General features: G+C 72.9%; 19 protein-coding genes. 12 read left to right on the top strand and 7 right to left on the bottom strand.

Translation table 11 applies throughout. The annotated features are described in order from the left end of the window. Positions 1-50: 50 nt before the first annotated feature. The 3 genes from ACX6XY_RS10110 to hmgA all read right to left on the bottom strand — a co-directional run bounded on the left by ACX6XY_RS10110 (position 51) and on the right by hmgA (position 3,460). Entirely contained in the window at positions 51-1,250 is a 1,200-nt protein-coding gene (locus tag ACX6XY_RS10110) for a type ISP restriction/modification enzyme (protein ID WP_460328455.1), read from the bottom strand. A 95-nt stretch (positions 1,251-1,345) separates the two neighbouring features. Next, the gene (locus tag ACX6XY_RS10115) at positions 1,346-2,095 is read right to left on the bottom strand and encodes a GntR family transcriptional regulator (RefSeq protein ID WP_460328349.1); all 750 of its coding nucleotides are present in this window, start codon (positions 2,093-2,095) and stop codon (positions 1,346-1,348) included. An 18-nt stretch (positions 2,096-2,113) separates the two neighbouring features. Next, complete coding sequence (gene hmgA / locus ACX6XY_RS10120; protein ID WP_460328351.1) at positions 2,114-3,460, bottom strand: homogentisate 1,2-dioxygenase; 1,347 nt, start codon at positions 3,458-3,460, stop codon at positions 2,114-2,116. A 151-nt stretch (positions 3,461-3,611) separates the two neighbouring features. Here hmgA and ACX6XY_RS10125 point away from each other — a divergent pair, with 151 nt between their 5' ends. From ACX6XY_RS10125 to ACX6XY_RS10155, 7 genes are all read left to right on the top strand, one after another. Beyond that, positions 3,612-5,654: a right-handed parallel beta-helix repeat-containing protein gene (locus tag ACX6XY_RS10125; protein WP_460328353.1), complete on the top strand. Its 2,043-nt coding sequence runs from the start codon at positions 3,612-3,614 to the stop codon at positions 5,652-5,654. Then, complete coding sequence (locus tag ACX6XY_RS10130; RefSeq protein ID WP_460328355.1) at positions 5,651-6,463, top strand: hypothetical protein; 813 nt, start codon at positions 5,651-5,653, stop codon at positions 6,461-6,463. The genes ACX6XY_RS10125 and ACX6XY_RS10130 overlap by 4 nt, the downstream gene beginning before the upstream one ends. Continuing rightward, positions 6,460-7,884, top strand: coding sequence for a hypothetical protein (locus tag ACX6XY_RS10135; protein WP_460328356.1), 1,425 nt, complete (start codon positions 6,460-6,462; stop codon positions 7,882-7,884). The genes ACX6XY_RS10130 and ACX6XY_RS10135 overlap by 4 nt, the downstream gene beginning before the upstream one ends. Positions 7,885-8,029: 145 nt before the next feature. Then, positions 8,030-8,626, top strand: a complete 597-nt coding sequence (locus tag ACX6XY_RS10140; RefSeq protein WP_460328358.1) for a TetR/AcrR family transcriptional regulator — start codon at positions 8,030-8,032, stop codon at positions 8,624-8,626. Positions 8,627-8,677: 51 nt separating this feature from the next. Next, complete coding sequence (locus ACX6XY_RS10145) at positions 8,678-11,017, top strand: molybdopterin oxidoreductase family protein (RefSeq protein ID WP_460328360.1); 2,340 nt, start codon at positions 8,678-8,680, stop codon at positions 11,015-11,017. Between the two features lie 74 nt (positions 11,018-11,091). Beyond that, complete coding sequence (locus ACX6XY_RS10150; RefSeq protein WP_460328362.1) at positions 11,092-12,480, top strand: aldehyde dehydrogenase family protein; 1,389 nt, start codon at positions 11,092-11,094, stop codon at positions 12,478-12,480. Positions 12,481-12,584: 104 nt separating this feature from the next. Next, a complete protein-coding gene (locus ACX6XY_RS10155) occupies positions 12,585-13,664 on the top strand; it encodes a zinc-binding dehydrogenase (RefSeq protein ID WP_460328363.1) in 1,080 nt (359 codons plus the stop codon). A gap of 69 nt (positions 13,665-13,733) precedes the next feature. On the opposite strand, the gene ACX6XY_RS10160 is transcribed toward ACX6XY_RS10155, so the two are convergent. Together ACX6XY_RS10160 and ACX6XY_RS10165 are read right to left on the bottom strand one after the other, a co-directional pair. Continuing rightward, complete coding sequence (locus tag ACX6XY_RS10160) at positions 13,734-14,645, bottom strand: DMT family transporter (protein ID WP_460328457.1); 912 nt, start codon at positions 14,643-14,645, stop codon at positions 13,734-13,736. A 195-nt stretch (positions 14,646-14,840) separates the two neighbouring features. Then, the gene (locus ACX6XY_RS10165) at positions 14,841-15,476 is read right to left on the bottom strand and encodes a TetR/AcrR family transcriptional regulator (protein ID WP_460328365.1); all 636 of its coding nucleotides are present in this window, start codon (positions 15,474-15,476) and stop codon (positions 14,841-14,843) included. Positions 15,477-15,556: 80 nt separating this feature from the next. Between ACX6XY_RS10165 and ACX6XY_RS10170 the strand changes: the two genes are divergently transcribed. From ACX6XY_RS10170 to ACX6XY_RS10180, 3 genes are all read left to right on the top strand, one after another. Continuing rightward, on the top strand, positions 15,557-16,708 hold the full coding sequence (locus tag ACX6XY_RS10170) for an acyl-CoA dehydrogenase family protein (RefSeq protein WP_460328367.1): 1,152 nt from the start codon (positions 15,557-15,559) through the stop codon (positions 16,706-16,708). Positions 16,709-16,768: 60 nt separating this feature from the next. Further along, positions 16,769-17,056 (top strand): YiaA/YiaB family inner membrane protein, encoded by a 288-nt coding sequence (locus tag ACX6XY_RS10175; protein ID WP_460328369.1) that lies wholly within the window; start codon positions 16,769-16,771, stop codon positions 17,054-17,056. Positions 17,057-17,163: 107 nt separating this feature from the next. Then, positions 17,164-17,784 carry a TetR/AcrR family transcriptional regulator gene (locus tag ACX6XY_RS10180; protein WP_460328371.1) on the top strand — a complete coding sequence of 207 codons (621 nt, stop codon included), beginning with the start codon at positions 17,164-17,166 and terminating at the stop codon, positions 17,782-17,784. Here the strand turns inward: ACX6XY_RS10180 and ACX6XY_RS10185 are convergent. After that, positions 17,775-18,239 carry a MaoC family dehydratase gene (locus tag ACX6XY_RS10185; protein WP_460328373.1) on the bottom strand — a complete coding sequence of 155 codons (465 nt, stop codon included), beginning with the start codon at positions 18,237-18,239 and terminating at the stop codon, positions 17,775-17,777. The genes ACX6XY_RS10180 and ACX6XY_RS10185 overlap by 10 nt on opposite strands. Positions 18,240-18,339: 100 nt before the next feature. On the opposite strand from ACX6XY_RS10185, the gene soxR reads away from it, so the two are divergent. Then, on the top strand, positions 18,340-18,801 hold the full coding sequence (soxR, locus tag ACX6XY_RS10190; protein ID WP_460328375.1) for a redox-sensitive transcriptional activator SoxR: 462 nt from the start codon (positions 18,340-18,342) through the stop codon (positions 18,799-18,801). Between the two features lie 91 nt (positions 18,802-18,892). Here the strand turns inward: soxR and ACX6XY_RS10195 are convergent, their stop codons facing one another. Next, positions 18,893-19,495 carry a hypothetical protein gene (locus tag ACX6XY_RS10195; protein WP_460328377.1) on the bottom strand — a complete coding sequence of 201 codons (603 nt, stop codon included), beginning with the start codon at positions 19,493-19,495 and terminating at the stop codon, positions 18,893-18,895. Between the two features lie 210 nt (positions 19,496-19,705). Between ACX6XY_RS10195 and ACX6XY_RS10200 the strand changes: the two genes are divergently transcribed. Continuing rightward, positions 19,706-20,458 (top strand): SDR family oxidoreductase, encoded by a 753-nt coding sequence (locus ACX6XY_RS10200; protein WP_460328459.1) that lies wholly within the window; start codon positions 19,706-19,708, stop codon positions 20,456-20,458. Positions 20,459-20,478 lie beyond the last annotated feature (20 nt).

Raw genomic sequence — 20,478 nt, forward strand, 5'->3', positions numbered from 1 at the left:
GGACCTGCGCGGACCTGCGCGGACCTGCGCGGACCTGCGCGGGCGGGGCGTCAGAGCAAGGCGAACTGCCCGTCCGGGCCTTCCTCGTGATGGTCGAGTACCGATGCGGGCCGCCGCGCCGCGTCCGGGGGCGGCAGTACTCCGGCCCGGCGCAGTTCCGTCGCCGTGATCACGTCCGCGTCCGCCGCCGTGGCCAGCTCCTCCTGCCGCGGTCGCAGCTCGGCGAGCAGCGCGAGTACGGTGATCAGCTCCAGGAGTTCGGAGGTCCAGGCCCGAGGCCAGGCGGCCGGGCGGATCGCCTCCAGGGTGCCCGGTTCGGCCCGTTCCGTACGCTCCGCGAACCAGCGGTCGAGAACCCGTACTCCGCTCACATGGAAGTCCCACGCCTCGGCCGGTACGGGGGAGATCCGGCCGTCGCCGACGAGCAGCGCCTCCTCGTCGCGGTCGTAGCGCAGCTCGACGGGACGGGCCGGGAGCGGGGCGCGTACGTAAGGGCGGCGGCCGCCCGGCAGCCGGGGACGCTCGCCGGTGCGCAGCTGGAGCCAGCGCAGCCGCTGGCCCAGGTCCACGCCGTGCGCCCAGACGTCCGGGTCGGCCGGGAGCGGCACCCGGCACCCGGCGGCACTCGCGCGGGCCGCGGCCAGCGCCCAGGCGAGCAGCTGTTCGGCGGTGACGGGCGTGCCGAGCCGCTCGCCGAGCAGCCGCGGCAGCCCTGGCGGCAGGTTCGGTTCGACGCCGCCGGGGCGGCGGTACAGCGGCCTGACGCGCCCCGGCCGCCCGGCGGGGGAGCGGCCCTCGGGGAGCAGCGCGGTGGCGAGCAGCGCGGGGCCTCCCGCGCCGGGCACGTACCCCTGCTCGACCAGGAACAGCTGGTGCGGGTCGGCGACCCGCCACAGCTCGGGGCGGGCCGCGTCGATCAGCCGGTGATCGGGGATCAGCCACTGCTCGTCGAACGGCCCGCGCAGCACGCGCACGGGCGCCGGGCAGGGCCCGGACGCGTAGGCCAGCCGCCCGGTTCCCGACGCCTGGCCCGGCAGCTGGGCGACCGCGCTGTGCAGGGTGCGGGCCCTGCTCGGCCGCAGCAGCGCCTCCCGGTCGTCCTCCTCGGCGCGGACGAAGGCGTCCCAACGGGACCTGAGGGACGCCGCGTCCGGCGCCATCGGCCAGGGGCGGCCGAGCCGCAGCGGTGCGACGGACCACGGCATGAGATCCGCGAGCAGCGGTGCGTCGTCGTGCGTCACGCCCAGCATCGTACTCACGCGCCCCGACCGCGATCAGCGGGCCGACGCCCAGGCCCCAGGCCCCAGGCCTCAGGTCTCAGGCCCCAGATTTCAGGCCCCAGGTCTCAGTGGGCGTCGAGTGTCACCGTGAACGAGAAGCGGTCGCCGCGGTAGTGGATGCGGGCCACGTCCAGGACGCGGCCGTCCTCGTCGTAGGTGACGCCGGTGTAGTGCAGGATCGGGCTGAGCAGCGGGACCTGGAGGAGATGCGCGGTCTCCGGGTCCGCGAGCCGTGCCTCGACGGTGTCCGTGATCCGGCTGATCCGCACCCCGACCCCGTCGCGCAGCACCTTGGTCATCGGCCAGCGCGCCAGATCGGCGAGGTCGATGCGCTCGGCGACATCGGGACGTACGTGGTTGCGCGCGTGGTTGGTCGGCTCGCCGGTCGCGTCCTCGCTGCGCAGCCGGTGGTACGTCGCCACGCTGCCGGTGTCCGGGAAGTACTCGGCGAGTTCGAGCGGCACCGGCACCGTGCCGTGGTCGAGGAGTTCGGTGGACATCCCGGACTGCTGCGCCACGATCGCGTCCACCGAGCCGAGCAGCCGCACCGGACTGCCGCGGCGCGCGCTCGGCTCGATGAACGTGCCGCGCCGCCGGTGCCGACTGATCAGCCCCTCGTCCTCCAGCTCCTTCAGCGCCTGCCGCATGGTGAGCACACTGACGCCGTAGTGCGACGCGAGCTGTTCCTCGGTGGGCAGCCGCAGCGGCGCTTCGGGCGCGCGGCCGAGTATCGAGGCACGCAGCGACTGCGAAACCTGATACCAAAGCGGCAGCTTGCGGTTGAGGACGATCGAGTCCGGGGCGAAAGCGGTCACGGGTGCTCCGTCTTACGATCAGCTGGCGTCACTGGGGGAGTATCCCTCAGATCCCCAGTGACGCTGCAGCCCCTGCCACACAGCGTCGTACCCCTGCTGGAGGTGCTCCGCCGTCGCGGCGTGCGGGGTCAGGGTCACCGGCCAGCGCGTCTCGAACATGAACGCCAGACCGTCGTCGATCTTCTGCGGTACGAGGTCGGCGGCGCTGGCCCGGTCGAAGGTCTCCCGGTCCGGGCCGTGCGCCGACATCATGTTGTGCAGCGAGCCGCCGCCCGGAACGAAGCCCTCCGCCTTGGCGTCGTACGCGCCCTCGATCAGGCCCATGTACTCGCTCATCACGTTGCGGTGGAAGTACGGCGGCCGGAAGGTGTCCTCGCCGACCAGCCAGCGCGGGGCGAACACCACGAAGTCCACGCCCGCCAGGCCCGGAGTGTCCGAGGGCGAGGTGAGCACCGTGAAGATCGACGGGTCCGGGTGGTCGTAGCTGATGCTGCCGATGACGTTGAAGCGGCGCAGGTCGTAGACGTACGGCAGGTGGTTGCCGTGCCAGGCGACGACGTCCAGCGGCGAGTGGTCATAGGTCGCCTTCCAGAGGTTCCCGCAGAACTTGCTGACCACCTCGACCGGGCCCTCGACCTCCTCGTACGCGGCGACGGGGGCGAGGAAGTCACGGGCGTTGGCGAGGCCGTTGGCGCCGATCGGGCCGAGGTCGGGGAGCTGGAAGGGCGCGCCGTAGTTCTCGCAGACATAGCCGCGGGCGCTCTCGTGCAGCAGCTCCACGCGGAAGCGGACGCCGCGCGGGATCAGCGCGACATGGCCGGGCTCGGCGTGCAGCAGGCCGAACTCGGTGCGGATCAGCAGTCCGCCGTGCTCGGGGACGATCAGCAGCTCGCCGTCCGCGTCGCTGAACACCCGGCGGTCCATGGCGGCGTTGGCGTGGTAGAGGTGCACGGCCATGCCGGTGCGCTGGGTCGCGTCGCCGTTGCCGCCGAGCGTCCACAGGCCGTCCAGGAAGTCGGTGCCGGGCTCGGGCGCGGGCAGCGGGTTCCAGCGCAGCCGGTTGGGGTCGGCGGCGGTCTCGGTGAAGGGCGCGGTCCGCAGAGCGCCGTTGTCGGTGCGGACGAACGCCGGGTGCGCGGCCGACGGGCGGATGCGATAGAGCCAGGACCTGCGGTTGTGCGCGCGGGGCTCGGTGAAGGCGGAGCCGCTGAGCTGCTCCGCGTACAGCCCTAGCGGGGCGCGCTGGGGCGAGTTGCGGCCGATCGGCAGGGCGCCGGGCACCGCCTCCGAGCTGTGCTCGTTGCCGAAGCCGGACAGCCCGCCGAGCCCTTGGGCCGTCTTCCTCGCCTGCTCGATGCCGCTCATCGTGACCGCTCCCAGGGTGCCGAAGAATTCCTATAGGCAACCATAGGAATACCTGGTGGGCGCGTCAACGGTGATCGCCGCCGGGCGGGGCCGGAAAGTTCCCCGTGCGCGGGGGGTTCCAAAAGATGAACAATCCTCTACTCTCTCGCGCATGTCGTGGACGCGCTGGACCCGCAGGCTCCTCACCCTCGCACTGGCCGTCGTCCTCACCGTGACCGCCGTCGGCGCGGCCGCGGCACACGAGGAACGGCCCGTGGACTTCCCGGACGGCTCCGGCAGCGTGCCCGAGTACCGCGGCGGCGAGCCGGACCTGCTCGTCTGCAAGACCGACCGGGACGTATTCGAGCGCCGGATATCTGGCTTCCCCGAGCAGCTGCGCGAGCGGAACCGGAAGCTGTTCGCCCGCTGCCTGGACGAGGGCTACCGGCACCTCCAGGCCGCCGTCGACGCGGTCGACAGACCGGGTATGAACATCGCGATCCTGCCCGGCCGCTACGAGGAGGAGCCCTCCCAGCCGAAGCCGAGGGGCGCCTGCGCCCGGCTCAAGGCGCCCGAGTCCGGGTTCGGTTACCAGGTCCTGTCGTACGAGCAGCAGAAGCGGTGCCCGCACAACCAGAACCTGGTCGCGATCCTCGGCAAGAAGGACCTGCAGATCGAGGGCACCGGCGCGGACCGCACCGACGTCGTCATCGACGCCGGGTACCAGAAGCTCAACGCGGTGCGCGCGGACAGCTCCGACGGCGTCTACTTCAGGAACTTCACCGCGCAGCGCACCACCTTCAACTCGCTGTACGTACTCGCCGCCGACGGCTTCGTCATCGACGACGTACTGACCCGCTGGAACGACGAGTACGGCTTCCTCACCTTCGCCAGCGACCACGGCCTCTACAAGGACTGCGAGTCCTACGGCAACGGCGACTCCGGCATCTATCCGGGCAGCGCCTCCGACATCAACGCCGGCCGCGGCTACGACGTACCGCGCTACTCGATCGAGATCACCGGCTGCCGCAGCCACCACAACATGGTCGGCTACTCCGGCACGGCGGGCGACTCGGTCTGGGTCCACGACAACGAGTTCGACCAGAACATGGGCGGCGCCTCCATGGACTCCGCCTTTCCCGGCCACCCCGGACTGCCGCAGAACCACGCCAAGTTCGAGCGCAACCTGATCCACGACAACAACCAGAACTACTACCGGTACGTCGCCGACGGCACCTGCGCCAAGCCGCCGGCCGAGCGCGGCTACGAGCGGGGTGTGGTGTGCCCGCAGATCTCCATGCCGCCGGGCACCGGAATCATCACCGCGGGCGGCAACTGGAACATCTACGAGAAGAACTGGGTGTACGGACACGACCGGGCGGCCTTCTTCCTGAGTGCCGTACCCGCGTTCATCCGGGGCGAGTCGGCCTGGTCGAAGCAGGCCGACACCTCCCACCACAACCGGTACGCGGACAACCGCCTGGGCGAGGACAGGGACGGCAACGCACGCCCCAACCGCACCGACGTCTGGTGGGACGGGCAGGGCGAGGGCAACTGCTGGCAGGCGGACGCCGGGCCTTCCACGCCGCGCGCCCTGCCCGAGTGCGGCGCCCGGCGCGGCGCGGTGTCCGGCGGCTCCGACCGGCTGGCGGGCGAGCCGGTCAAGCTCGCCCACCTGCTGGTCTGCGCCGACTACGACGTCCAGGCGCGCCGCCTCCCGGCCGGGTGCGACTGGTACGGGGCGCGGGGTATCGAGCGGATCGAGGTCCAGCTGTCCCTCGGCATCGCGGTCGTCCTGGGCCTGGTCGGGGGCGTGCTGTGGTGGCGCAGACTGCGGCACGACCGGCTCGCCACCGTCGCGTCGGCGGTGGGCGCGGCCGGGCTCGCACTGGATGTGGCGGGCGCGACGACCAGCCTCGCCACCTCCTACGCCCCGGCGCTCGCCCTGCTGCTCATCGGCGCCTGGTGGACGGGCGTCGGTCTCGCCCTGCGCCGCGGCGGGCGGCCCGTCCTGGGCTGGACGACGGTCGTCCTCGGCGCGCTGACCCTCCTGGACGCCTTCGACAAGGCGGTCTGGATGATCCCCTGGATTCCGCTGGGCCCGGCCTGGTTCCGCGGTCTCCTCGGGGTGGTCTGGGTGCTGTGGGCGGTGGTCGCGGCGGCGGGCCCGAAGCCCGCAGCCCCACGGCACACACCGGAGGGGGCCCCGGCATGACCGCCGCCACGAAGCGCGGGCCCCGTGCCCGCCGGGTCACCCTGTCGCTCGCGGCCGTGCTCCTGGTCGGCGCCGCCGCCGGGTGCGACGGCCGCCCCACCACCCACCACAAGCCCGGCACCAGCCACGAACAGGCCTCCGGCCCGGTCGGCGAGCTGCTCGACACCAAGGACGAGAGCGGCCACCGCTACCGGCAGGTCGCCCGCGACGGCGCACCCGAGGTCGGCCTCACCGTGCGCCCTGACTCCCTGGACGGCTGGAACCTCCATATCCCCGTACGGAACTTCCGGTTCACCCCCGACAGCGTCGGCGGAGCGGCCCTGTACGGCACCGGCCACGCCCATCTCTACCTCGACGGCCGCAAGATCGCCCGGCTCTACGGCCCCTGGCACCACCTGCCGGGCCGCCTGGTCACCAAGGGCACCCACGAACTCACCGTCCGCCTGTACGCCGACGACCACACCGCCTGGGCGGTGGACGGCGAGCCGGTCGAGTCCACGGCGAAGCTCACCGGCTCGGCCGCCGGCCATTCCCACCCCGCCGACCGGACCGTCGAGATCGCCGTCACCGTCGCCGACGGCAGGGTCCGCCCCGCGCCCGGCCGCGTCGACGTGAAGAAGGGGCGACAGGTCCGCCTGAAGGTCACCAGCGACCGGGCCGACACCGTGCATGTCCACGGCTACGACAAGGAGGCGCCCCTGCGCGCGGGGGAGCCCACCGTCATCACCTTCACCGCCGACCGCACCGGCCTCTTCGAGGTCGAGACCCACGACGCGAAGCTGGTTCTCACCCAACTCGCCGTCCGATGACCCAGCCAGTCAGCGCCCCGGCTCCGGTGCACGCCCCGGCTCCGGTGCACCTGGAAACCGACCCGGCCACCGAGGCGGCGGGCGACACCGCGCACTGGCTCGCGCACGGTGTCGGGTCCCAGCATGACCTGCCGGTCTCTCCGTTCTACGCCTACGCCGGCGCCTTCGCCGCGCTCCTCGTCTCCTTTCTCGCGCTCGGTCTGCTCTGGTCCGTGTCCCGACTGCGCGGCGACCGCGCGGGCGTGCCGTTGCCCCGCCCGGTCCAGCGCCTCGCCGACGCCCGCGCCACCCGTCTCGCGCTGCGCGGACTCGGCCTGGGCATCGCCCTGTTCGTCGTGTTCCACCTCCTGTTCGGCCCGGACGACACCGGCCGCAACCCGGCGCCCGGCGCCGTCTACGTGGTGTTCTGGGTCGGCCTCGTTCCCGCCTCGCTGTTGCTCGGGCCCGTGTGGCGGCTGCTCAACCCGCTGCGCACCGTGCACGCTCTCGCCTGCCGCGCCCTGGGCCGCGACCCCGCCGCCGGTCACCGCCCCCGGCCCGCCGCGGGAGGGGCTTCCGGCGCACGCCGCCCCTGGAGGCCGCCGTGGCAGTCCCTGGGTCTCTGGCCCGCCGCCGTCGGTCTGCTCGCCTTCACCTGGCTCGAACTCGCCGCCCCCGAGCCCGCGTCGACCACCTCCCTCCTGACCTTCCTCATCGCCTACAGCGCCGTCCAGCTCGCCGCCGCCGCGCGCTACGGCGACAGGTGGTTCGCCCGCGGAGACGCCTTCGAGGCGTACTCCACGCTGCTGGCCCGCCTCGCGCCGCTCGGTCGTCGCAGGGACGGACGCCTCGTCCTGCGCAACCCGCTGCACGGCCTCGACGCCACCGAGCCCGCGCCCGGTCTGGTCGCCACCGTCTGTGTGCTGCTCGGCTCCACCGCCTACGACGGCTTCTCCGACGCCCCCGCCTGGATCAACACCCTGCAGACCTCACCCCTGGGCCGCACCGCCACGGCCACGCTCGGGCTGCTCGCCGCCGTCGCGCTGGTCGCCGGGGTGTACGGCCTGTGCGCGGGGGCCGCCCGTGCGATCGCGGGCCGACTCCCGCACCCGCTCACCTCCTTCGCGCACTCACTCGTCCCGATCGCCGTCGGCTATCTCGTCGCCCACTACTTCACGCTCCTCGTCACGGAAGGACCACGCACAGTCATCGTGGCATCCGGCACTGACAATCCCCTCCCGCCCCAGCCGCCACTGGGCCCCGGCGGCCTCGCCACGCTCCAGGTCGTCGCCGTCGTCACCGGTCATGTCGTCGGGGTCATCGCCGCGCACGACCGGTCCGTACGCCTCTTTCCGCCCGCGCGGGCGGTCGCGGGCCAGCTTCCCCTGCTGGTGCTGATGATCGTGTACACCCTCGGCGGTCTCGCGCTGCTGATCGCGTGAACCTTCCTGGGCACCCGAAGCCGGCGGCGGCATGATGGAGCCCGTGCCCCTGACCCAGCCCCATCCGGACCCGTCCGGCCCGGACCCGTCCAGTCCAGACCCGTCCAGTCCAGACCCGTCCGGCCCCGACCCCTCCCTCGCGGACGTGCCGCGTTCTCGCGCACTCCGCCGCGAGCCCGTGCAGCAGCGCAGCGCGGAGCGGCTGGCCCGGATACTCGACGCCTGCGCGGCCCTGCTCGACGAGGTCGGGTACGACGGCCTCACCACCCGTGCCGTCGCGGACCGGGCGAATGTCCCCATCGGCTCGGTCTACCGGTTCTTCGGCAACAAACGCGCCATGGCCGACGCCCTCGCCCACCGCAATCTGGAGCACTACGCCCAGCGTGTCACCGCCCATATCGCGGACCTCGGACGAGAGGACTGGCACGCCGCGATCGACGCCGCGCTCGAGGAGTACGTGGCGATGAAGCGCACGGTCCCCGGCTTCACTCTCGTCGACTTCGGGGTCCCCGCGCAGCCCGGCGACCCCAACCACCTGGTCGCCGACCAGCTCGCCGCACTGCTCGCCGCCCACATCGGCCGCCCGCTCGACGACCGGGCCAGGCGCACGGTGCTGGTCGCCGTCGAGGCGGCGGACGCCGTACTGCGGCGCGCCTTCCACGTCGACGTTGGGGGAGACCCGGAGCTCATCGCCGAGGTGCGCACGCTTCTCCACGCGTACCTCGCCCGCACATTCGACTGACAGACGCCCAGCGGGCGCCCCAGGCCCTATCTCACGTGCCTACCGGTCGGTATGCTCGGTGCTGCCCGCGCGCCACCGCCGCCGCCGTCTCGGGAGGCCCCGTTGTCCAGGCATGACACGCTCCACGACACCGCCAGCTCCGCGCCCCGCACCGCCCCGCGTATCTGCCCGCTCTGCGAAGCCACCTGCGGACTGACCCTCACCATCGAGGGCGGCAGAGTGACCGGCGCGCGCGGCGACCGGGACGACGTCTTCAGCCGCGGCTTCATCTGCCCCAAAGGCGCCTCGTTCGGCGAACTCGACGCCGACCCCGACCGCCTGGCCAGGCCGCTGGTCCGCAGGACGCCGGACGGCGCGCTCGAAGAGGCCACCTGGGAGGAGGCGTTCGACGCCGTCGCCGACGGCCTGCGCCCGCTGATCGACGCGTACGGGCCGAACGCCGTCGGCGTGGTGCTCGGCAACCCGAACGTGCACACCATGGCAGGAGCGCTCTACCCGCCCGTACTGCTGTCCGGCCTCGGGACCCGGAGCCTGTTCACCGCGAGCACCCTCGACCAGATGCCCAAGCACGTCTCCAGCGGCCTCCTGTTCGGCGACCCGCTGGCCATCCCGGTGCCCGACCTGGACCGCACCGACCACCTGCTGCTGCTCGGCGCCAACCCCCTGGAGTCCAACGGCAGCCTGTGCACCGCACCGGACTTCCCCGGCAAGCTCAAGGACCTCAGGAAGCGCGGCGGCACCCTCACGGTCGTCGACCCACGACGCACCCGCACCGCGCGGCTCGCCGACCGGCACGTCGCGATCCGCCCCGGCACGGACGCCCTGCTGCTCGCCTCCCTGGCGCACGTCCTGTTCACGGAAGGCCGCACCGACCTGGGCGCGCTCGCACCGCACGTCCAAGGGGCCGCCGAAGTACACGACGCCGTACGCGACTTCGCCCCCGAAGCGGTCAGCGAGGCCTGCGACGTCCCGGCCGACGTCATCCGCACCCTGGCCCGCGAGCTCGCCGCCGCGCCCACCGCCGCCGTCTACGGCCGGATCGGCAGCAGCACCGTCGAGTTCGGCACCCTGACCAGCTGGCTCGTCGACGTACTCAACACCCTCACCGGCAACCTCGACCGCCCCGGCGGCGCCCTCTTCCCGCTCTCGGCCACCGACCAGGCCCCGCGCCCCGCGGCCCCCGGCAAGGGCTTCGCGCTCGGCCGCTGGCACAGCAGGGTCAGCGGCCACCCGGAAGCCAAGGGCGAACTGCCCGCGGCGGCGCTCGCCGAAGAGATCGACACACCGGGCGAAGAACGGATCCGCGCGCTCATCGCGATCGCCGCGAACCCGGTGCTCTCCGCCCCCGACGGCGACCGCCTCGACCGGGCCCTGGCCAGTCTGGACTTCATGGTCAGCGTCGACCCGTATCTGAACGAGACCTCGCGCCACGCGCGCGTCGTGCTCCCGCCGCCCCCGCCCGCGCAGAGCGCGCACTTCGACTTCGCCTTCAACGCCTTCGCGGTGCGCAACCAGGTCCGCTACACCCGCGCCGCCGTCCCCTTGCGGGAGGGCGCGCTCGACGAGTGCGAGATTCTCGCCCGGCTGGTCCTGGCGGCGACCGGCATGCACGGAGCGCCCCCGGACGCGGTCGACGCCATGGTCATCGACCGCTCACTCGCCAAGGCCGCCGCCGACCCCCACGCGCGTGTGCACGGACGCGACCCCGAGGAACTCGCCGCCCAGCTGACCGGTGACAGCGGCCCCGAGCGCCGCCTGGACATGATGCTGCGCCTGGGCCCCTACGGCGACGGCTTCGGCGCCGACCCGGACGGCCTCACCCTGGACCGGCTCCTGGCGCACCCGCACGGCATCGACCTCGGTCCGCTGCGCCCACGCGTCCCGCGGCTGCTCAAGACCCGCAGCGGCCGGATCGAGCTGCTGCCCGCGCCGATCGCCGCCGACCTGCCCCGGCTGCGCGGCGCGCTCGCCGACCGCCCGACCGGCTTCCTGCTCGTCGGCCGCCGCCATCTGCGCTCCAACAACAGCTGGCTGCACAACGTCCCGAGCCTCAACCGGGGCTCCAACCGCTGCACCCTGCACATCCACCCCGAGGACGCGGCCAGGCTCGGCCTCGCCGACGGGGCGCCCGTCCGCGTCAAGGGCGACGGCGGTGAGGTGGAGGCGCCCGCGGAGATCACCGACACCGTACGGACCGGGGTGGTCAGCCTGCCGCACGGCTGGGGTCATGACCGGTCCGGGACCCGGCTTTCCGTCGCCGCGGCGTCTCCGGGCGTCAACACCAACCAGCTCCTGGACGGCACCCGGCTCGACCCCCTGTCGGGCACCGCCGTGCTGAACGGCGTCCCCGTCCAGCTGTCGGCCGGGAACCCCCTGGCGCCAGAAAACTAACAACGCTAGTTTGGGAGTCCGTGCGGCGGACCCCGCATGACAGGCCCGTACGCCAGGTCACCGGGAGGAACGCGATGAAGGCCCACGACGGCATGTACATCGACGGCGCGTGGCAGCCGCCCGCAGGCAAGGACACGATCCCCGTCGTGAACCCGGCCGACGAGCAGGTGATCGCGCACGTGCCCGCGGGCACGGCGACGGACGTGGACGCCGCCGTGCGCGCCGCCCGCGCCGCGTTCCCGCGCTGGGCCGCGACCCCGCCCGCGCGGCGCGCCGCGCTGATCGGCGCCCTGCGGGACGTCCTGGTCGCGCGCAAGGACGAGATCGCCGAGACCGTCACCGCCGAACTCGGCGCGCCCCCGCAGTTCGCGCAGCTGGTGCACGCGGGCGTGCCCATCGCGGTGGCGGGTTCGTACGCCGAGCTGGCCGCCTCGTACTCCTTCGAGGAGCGGATCGGCAACTCCACCGTGCTGCTCGAACCGGTGGGCGTGGTCGGCGCGATCACCCCCTGGAACTACCCGCTGCACCAGATCGTTGCCAAGGTGGCACCCGCACTCGCCGCCGGGTGCACGGTCGTCCTCAAACCCGCAGAGGACACCCCGCTGGTCGCCCAGCTCTTCGCCGAGGCCGCGCACGAAGCGGGGCTGCCCGCGGGGGTGTTCAACCTGGTCACCGGCCTCGGACCGGTGGCCGGGCAGGCGCTCGCCGAGCACGACGGCGTCGACCTGGTCTCCTTCACCGGCTCCACCGCGGTCGGCAAGCGGATCGGCGCCATCGCCGGAGCCGCGGTCAAGCCGGTCGCGCTGGAGCTCGGCGGGAAGTCGGCCAACGTCATCCTGCCGAGCGCCGACCTCGCCAAGGCGGTCAACGTCGGCGTGGCCAACGTGATGTCCAACTCCGGGCAGACCTGCAGCGCCTGGACGCGGATGCTGGTGCACGCCGACCAGTACGAGGAGGCGGTCGGGCTGGCCGCCGAGGCCGCGCGGAAGTACGGCGACCGCATCGGCCCGGTCGTCAGCGCCAAGCAGCGGGCCCGCGTGCGCGGCTATATCGAGCAGGGCGTGGCCGAGGGCGCCAGGCTGGTCACCGGCGGCCCCGAAGCCCCGCGCGAGCAGGGCTGGTTCGTCAGCCCGACGGTCTTCGCCGACGTCACCCCGCGGATGACGATCGCCCTGGAGGAGATCTTCGGCCCCGTACTGGCCCTGCTGAAGTACGAGGACGAGGACGACGCCCTGCGCATCGCCAACGGCACCGTGTACGGTCTCGCGGGCGCCGTCTGGGCGGGCGACGAGGCCGAGGCCGTCGCCTTCGCACGCCGGATGGACACCGGGCAGGTCGACATCAACGGCGGCCGCTTCAACCCGCTCGCGCCCTTCGGCGGGTACAAGCAGTCCGGCGTCGGGCGTGAGCTCGGCCCGCACGGCCTGGGGGAGTACCTCCAGACCAAGTCTCTCCAGTTCTGAGTCTCTCCAGTTCTGAGGCCCGCTAGCACTGAGTCCCAGTTCTGACCCACCCGCCCAGGGCGCCCGTCCGCCCAAGCCGTCCGAAGACCAGGGAGTACCCGAACGTGGTCCGCGCCGCTGTCCTGCCCGCTGTCGGCTCCCCGCTGGAGATCGCCGAGATCGAACTGCCGGAGCCCGGACCCCGCCAGGTGCGGGTTCGCCTGGCCGCGGCCGGGGTCTGCCACTCCGACCTGTCGCTGTCGAACGGCACCATGCGGGTGCCGACGCCCTGCGTACTCGGCCACGAGGGCGCGGGCACCGTCCTGGCCGCCGGAGCGGAGGTCACCCATGTCGCACCCGGCGACGAGGTCGTCCTCAACTGGGCGCCCTCCTGCGGCAGCTGCCACCACTGCCGGATCGGCGAGGTGTGGCTGTGCGCGGACGCGCTGAGCGGGGCCGCCGCGGTGTACGCCCGCCGTGCCGACGGCACGGACCTGCATCCCGGTCTGAACGTCGCCGCGTTCGCCGAAGAGACCGTCGTCGCGGCCGACTGCGTGCTCCCCGTGCCGGACGGCGTCCCCCTCACGGACGCCGCCCTGCTCGGCTGCGCCGTCCTGACGGGCTACGGAGCGGTGCACCACTCGGCCGGGGTCCGGGCGGGCGAGTCGGTCGTGGTGTTCGGCGTCGGCGGCGTCGGACTGGCCGCCCTCCAGGCCGCGCGGATCGCGGGCGCCGAGAAGATCATCGCGGTCGATGTCTCGCCCGAGAAGGAGCGGTTGGCCCGCGGAGCGGGCGCCACCGACTACGTCATCGCATCCGGCGCCACCCCCAAGGAGGTCAGGAAGCTCACGGGCGGTCAGGGCGCGGATGTCGCGGTCGAGTGCGTCGGCCGCGCCGTCACCATCCGTACGGCCTGGGAGTCCACCCGGCGCGGCGGCCGCACCACGGTCGTCGGGATCGGCGGCAAGGACCAGCAGGTCACCTTCAACGCCCTGGAGCTCTTCCACTGGGGACGCACGCTGTCCGGCTGCGTGTACGGCGACTCCGACCCCGCCGCGGACCTCCCGGTGCTCGCGGACCACATCCGCGCCGCCCGTCTCGACCTCGGCGCGCTGGTGACCGACCGGATCGGCCTGGACGACATCCCCGCCGCGTTCGAGAACATGGCCGCGGGCAAGGGCGGCCGGGCCCTGGTGATCTTCTAGGAGCGCGGATCTTCCAGGGAGGGAGTAGCGGATCTTCCAGGGAGGGAGTACGGGTCCGCCGACAGGCTCTCAGGGGGTACGGGCCCGCCGTCGCGACCGCGACACCGCCACTCCCGCCAGGCAGATCGCCCCGCCGCCCAGCGTGAGCCACCCCGGCACCTCATCCAGGGCCAGCCACGACATCAGGACCACCAGCGCGGGCACCGCGTAGGTCGTCGCGCCCATCCGGCCCGCCGTCGTACGCGCCAGCGCGTACGCCCAGGTGGTGAACGCCAGGGCGGTCGGGAACACCCCCAGGTACACCATGTTGAGCGTCGCGGACGCCGGCGCGCTCGCGGCCTCGGACGCCAGCACCCCCGCGAAGGGCAGGCAGGCGACCGCGCCGATCGCACAGCCGAACGTGGTCACCTGGAGCGGCGACGCGTGCCGCAACGCGGGCTTCTGGGCGACCACGCCGCCCGCGTACGACACGGCGGCCAGCAGACAGAGCAGGACGCCGAGCACCGACGCGTCGCCCCCGCCCGACATGGACAGGCCGACCACCGCCGCGCCCGTGAAGGACACCGCCATCCCGGCCAGCAGCCGGGGCGGCAGCCCCTCCTTGAGCAGCCAGCCCGAGAGCAGCGCCATCACCAGCGGGCCGACGTTGACGACCAGCGCGGCCGTGCCCGCGTCGACCTTCTGCTCACCCCAGTTGAGCACCACCATGTACACCCCGAACCACAGCAGCCCCGAAACGGCGATGCCCGGCCAGGCGGCACGCGGCGGCAGCCCCTCCCGCCGCAGCCCGAGCACACACCCGAGGGCGAGCGCCCCGGCCAGCAGCCGCCCGAGCGCCAGGGCGCCCGGCGAGTACACCTCGCCCGCGCTGCGGATGGCGACGAAGGCGGAGGCCCACAGGACGACGGTCGCGCCCGCCGCGCCGAGCGCGAGCAACTCGGCGCGGCGGGCGCGCGCCGACGAGCCGGGCGTATAAGGCATATCGGGTGTGTCGGGCGAGTCGGCCGGGCGCGGTGCATGCGCGGTGCGTGGCGTGTCAGACATGCGCGGAACCCTAGGCGCGGGACGGTTCGGCACCCACCGAATTGACGGATGGACACCGTCGTCGAGCGCCCGGCGACGTACCGCGGGCACCCGTCAGGGCGTACCGCGGGCGCACGGCGGACGCCGCGCGGCTCACCCGCTCAGCCCCCGGTACTGCTGCTCAAGCCCGTCGAGCAGCGCCCGCAGCCCCGTCTCGAAGGCCCGTTCGTCGATGGCGTCCTGGCGTTCCGCCAGCAGATGCGCCTGCCCGAGGTGCGGATAGTCCGCGGGGTCGTACGCGGCCGCGTCGTCCACGAAGCCGCCCGCGAACGAGCCGAGCGCCGACCCCATGATGAAGTACCGCATCAGCGCCCCGATCGAGGTGGCCTGCGCGGCGGGCCAGCCAGCGGCCGTCATCGCCCCGTACACCGCGTCCGCGAGCCGCAGCCCGCTGGGGCGGCGGCCGGGTCCCCGCGCGAGGACCGGAACGATGTTCGGGTGCGCGGTGAGCGCCGCCCGGTAGGACAGCGCCCAGTCGTGCAGCGCGGTGCGCCAGGGCCGTCCGTCCTCGAACATCGACAGGTCGACCCGAGCGCTGACCGAGTCCGCGACCGCCTCCAGGATCTCGTCCTTCGTGCGGAAGTGGTTGTACAGCGACGGTCCGCTGACCCCGAGTTCGGCGGCGAGCCGCCGGGTCGAGACGGCCGCCAGGCCTTCCGCGTCGACCAGCGCGCACGCCGCGGCGACGATGCGTTCTCGGCTGAGGAGGGGCTTGCGCGGTCGGGCCATGCGGCTCATAGTAGGCCCTGTCACCGTTAAACTAGCGGTGCTAATTAAAGCCGGTCTCGCCGGGGTGAGGAGCGCAGCGGATGGACCTGGAGCTGACCGACGAGCAGACCGCGGTCCAGCGGCTCGCGCGGGACTTCGTCGCACGCGAGGTCGCGCCGTACGCCGCCGAGTGGGACCGGAACGAGAGCGTGGACCGGTCCCTCGTCCGCAAGCTCGGCGAGCTCGGCTTCCTCGGGCTGACCATCGACGAGGCGTACGGCGGCAGCGGCGGCGACCATCTCACGTACTGCCTGGTCACCGAGGAGCTGGGCCGTGGCGACTCCTCGGTGCGCGGCATCGTCTCGGTCTCGCTCGGCCTGGTCGCCAAGACGATCGCGACCTGGGGCGAGGAGCGGCACAAGCGCCGGTGGCTGCCCGGCCTCACCTCGGGCGCGGCCGTCGGCTGCTTCGGCCTCACCGAACCGGGCACCGGATCGGACGCGGGCAACCTCACCACCAGGGCGGCGCCCGACGGCGACGACTATGTGATCGACGGCACCAAGATGTTCATCACCAACGGCACCTGGGCCGACATCGCGCTGATCTTCGCGCGCACCGACGACACGCCCGGCCACCGCGGGATCTCCGCCTTCCTCGTGCCGACCGACACGCCCGGACTCAGCCGCCGCCCCGTGCACGGCAAGCTCGGCCTGCGCGGCCAGGCCACCGCCGAGCTGGTGCTCCAGGGCGTCCGGGTGCCCGCGAGCGCGATGCTGGGCCCGGCGGGCAGGGGCTTCTCGGTGGCCATGTCGGCGCTGGCCAAGGGCCGGATGTCGGTCGCCGCGGGGTGTGTCGGCATCGCCCAGGCGGCCCTGGACGCCGCGGTGTCGTACGCGACCGAGCGCGAGCAGTTCGGCAAGCCCATCGCCCGGCATCAGCTCGTCCAGGAGCTGATCAGCGACATCGCGGTGGACGTGGACGCCGCCCGGCTGCTCACCTGGCGCGTCGCCGACCTGATCGACCGGGGACGGCCCTTCGCCACACAGTCGTCGCAGGCGAAGCTCTTCGCGTCGGAGGCCGCCGTACGCGCCGCGAACAACGCTCTGCAGGTCTTCGGCGGCTATGGCTACATCGACGAGTACCCGGTGGGCAAACTGCTGCGCGACGCGCGCGTGATGACCCTCTACGAGGGCACGAGCCAGATCCAGAAACTGGTCATCGGCCGTGCCCTGACCGGGATTTCGGCCTTCTGAGTACCCGCCTGAGTACGCGGACGGATAGCCCGGACGCTCCGCGCGCCGGATGCTGAGGCCATGACCGACGCACCCATCAAGCAGCAGAACACCAGCGCCTACTACGGGATGGCCGTCGCCTCCTTCATCATCTCGCTGGGCGCGGTGGCCGCCGCGCTCCTCTATATGAACGTGGACGTCTGGGTACGCGCCTTCCTGGCCATCGCCCTGCTCTACCTGGTCACGTCCTCCTTCAACCTCGCCAAGGTCATCAGGGACCGCCAGGAGGTCGGGCAGATCGTCAGCCGCGTCGACCAGGCCCGGCTGGACAAGATCCTGGCCGAGCACGATCCTTTCAAGACGCCGTGACCCGTTCCCTGCGACCGGCGGCGCGCAGAGACAGGCTCTAAGCGCTTGCTCACTGTCAGGGGTATGGTTCTCTCCTGCCAGCAGCACGGTGGAAGGGGCCAGTGGCGATGAGCACGGTAGAGCGCACCGAGGGTGCGGCGTGGGACGAGGTCACGCCGGACGCGGCCAGGCGGCTGCTCGTCGCCGCCGTCGAGGCCTTCGCCGAGCGCGGCTATCACGCGACCACCACGCGGGACATCGCGGGCCGCGCGGGGATGAGTCCGGCCGCGCTCTATATCCACTACAAGACCAAGGAAGAGCTGCTCCACCGGATCAGCGCGATCGGCCACGGCAAGGCGTTGCGCATCCTGGAGTCGGCCGCCGACGGCGACGGCAGCGCGGCCGAGCGGCTCGTGGAGGCCGTACGCACGTTCGTGATCTGGCACGCCGGGCACCATATGACCGCCCGTGTGGTCCAGTACGAGCTGGACGCGCTCGGCGCCGAGCACCGCGCCGAGATCCTCCAGCTGCGGCGCAGGTGCGACGCCGCGGTGCGGCGCATCCTGGTCGACGGCGTCGCGGCGGGGGAGTTCGACGTTCCGGACGTCTCCGGCACCACGCTGGCCGTGCTGTCGCTCTGCATCGATGTGGCGCGCTGGTTCAACGCGGCGGGGCGCCGGACGCCCGACGAGGTCGGCGTGCTCTACGCCGACCTCGTACTGCGCATGGTCGGAGCCGGTCAGAAGTAGAAGCGGGACACCGACTCCGCGACGCAGGCGGGCTTGTCGCCGCCCTCGCGCTCGACCGTGACCGCCGTGGTGAGCTGCACCCCGCCGTCCGGGGTCTCGACGACCTCCTTGACGGCCGCCGTGGCGCGCAACCGCGAGCCGACCGGCACGGGTGAGGGGAAACGGACCTTGTTGGTCCCGTAGTTGAGGCCCATCCGCACCCCCTCGACCCGCAGGATCTGCGGGACCAGCGCGGGCAGCAGGGACAGCGTCAGATAGCCGTGCGCGATGGTGGTGCCGAACGGCCCCTGGGCGGCCTTCTCCGGGTCCACGTGAATCCACTGGCGGTCGCCCGTGGCCTCGGCGAACAGATCGACCCGCCGCTGGTCGATCTCCAGCCACTCGCTGGTGCCCAGCTGCTCGCCGACGGCCGCCTTGAGCTCGTCCGCCGAAGTGAAGATCCTTGGCTCTGCCATGTCCCATGCCTCCAGGGTCTACGTTTCTAAGCGCTTGCTCAGCATGGGTGGCGCCGGTATCCGTGTCAACGCGTCAGCGGGGTCGATTAGGGTCGATGGAGTGCCGCAGATTCCAGAGAAGATCCACGAGCTCACCGTCGGCCAGCTGTCTGCACGCAGCGGCGCCGCGGTTTCCGCCCTGCACTTCTACGAGTCCAAGGGGCTCATCAGCAGCCGCCGCACCGCGGGCAACCAGCGCCGCTACAGCCGGGACGCGCTGCGCCGGGTCGCGTTCGTCCGCGCCGCGCAGCGCGTCGGCATCCCGCTGGCCACGATCCGGGACGCGCTCGCCGAACTCCCCGAGGAGCGCACCCCCAACCGCGAGGACTGGGCACGCCTCTCCGAGGCCTGGCGCTCCGAACTGGACGAGCGCATCAAGCAGCTCGGCCGCCTGCGGGACCATCTGACGGACTGCATCGGCTGCGGGTGTCTGTCGCTCGAGACCTGTGTGCTCTCCAACCCGGACGACGTCTTCGGCGAACGGCAGTCGGGCTCGCGGCTCCTGGCGGAGCGCCGGAGCTGACCGAGCCGGAGCTGACCGAGTCGGAGCTGGCCGATCCGGAGCTGGCCGAGCTGGAGCGCCCAGGCGTCAGACCGCCAGCGGCGCCCAGGCGTCAGACCGCCAGCAGCGCCCTCCCCTGACGCACCCGTGTCAGAACTCCCGGCGCGATGACGGGCCGCGGCACCACGATGCCGCAGTCCGTGCACACCGGACCCGACCACGGCTCGTGCGACAGATCCCGCTTCCACGCGATGTCCGGGGACGCGCAGACCGGGCAGACCGTGCCCGGATCCCGCTCCAGCGCCGCGATCAGTCTGCGCAGCACCTCGTCCAGCGGCTGCGCCGGACGTCTTCCGGGGTCCTCGCACCAGGCGATCCCGTGGCCGCCGCGGGCGCGCCGGTGCCAGCAGTCCACGTCGGACGGTCTGCGCAGGCCGCCGTGCTTCTCCTGTCTGCGCCGGTCGGCGAACTCGGCCTGGTACGCGAGCCACACCGCACGCGCGGCCTCCAGCTCGTCGAGCGCGGCCACCAGCCGCGCCGGGTCGGGGGAGCGGTCCTCGGGCCCGAAACCGGCTCGGGCGCACAAGTGGGCCCAGGTCGCCCGGTGCCCGTAGGGGGCGAACCGCTCCAGGCACTTGCGCAGCGAGTACCGCCGCAGCGCCAGGTCGTTGCGGGGGTCCCGCACCTGTCTTGCGAGGCTCCGGAAACCGGCCATCGCATCGCACCTCCGTCGCTGGTACTTCGGCGTCGGCGAACAGACGTCGTGACATAGACGTAGCGGCGCGCGATTCGGCTCCATCCGAGGGGCGATGTCTCTTCCCCGAGTGCATACCGACTGGTTAGTCTGCTGTCGCGTCGCGTCGCGTCGCAACGCATCGCGTCCGGGCGGCGGCGCGTGAGCCGAAGGAGAACGAGGGTGGACAGCGTGCGGGGACAGGGAGTGGTCGTCACCGGAGCGGGCGGCGGGATCGGCGCGGCGCTGGCGCGCCGGTTCGCGGCCGAAGGGGCCCGCGTCGTGGTCAACGACCTGGACGCCGACAAGGCGCGGGCGGTCGCCGACGAGTTCGGCGGCACCGCCGTGCCGGGCGACGCGTCGCAGGTCGTCGAGCGGGCCAGAGACGCGCTCGGCGGCACGGTCGACGTCTACTGCGCCAACGCCGGACTCGCGTCCGGCGGAGCCGAGGACGCCGACGAGCGGATCTGGGCCGCCGCCTGGGACGTGAACGTCATGGCCCATGTCCGCGCGGCCCGCGCGCTGCTCCCCGGCTGGCTGGAACGCGGCGCGGGCCGCTTCGTGTCCACCGTGTCCGCGGCCGGGCTGCTCACCATGGTGGGCGCCGCCCCGTACAGCGTGTCCAAGCACGGCGCGTACGCCTTCGCCGAGTGGCTCTCGCTGACGTACCGGCACCGCGGGCTCAAGGTGCACGCGATCTGCCCGCAGGGCGTACGGACCGACATGCTGACCGCCGCGGGCACGGCCGGGGAGCTGGTCCTGGCGCCCACCGCGATCGAGCCGGAGGACGTCGCCGACGCGCTCTTCGCGGGCATGGCCGACGACCGCTTCCTGATCCTGCCGCACCCCGAGGTCGCCGAGTACTACCGGGCACGGGCGAGCGAGCCCGACCGCTGGCTGGGCGGCATGAACCAGATCCAGCGGAAGTGGGAAGACAGGGCCTAGGCGCCCGGTCCAGGGCCCGG

The organism is Streptomyces sp. O3, from assembly GCF_054788135.1.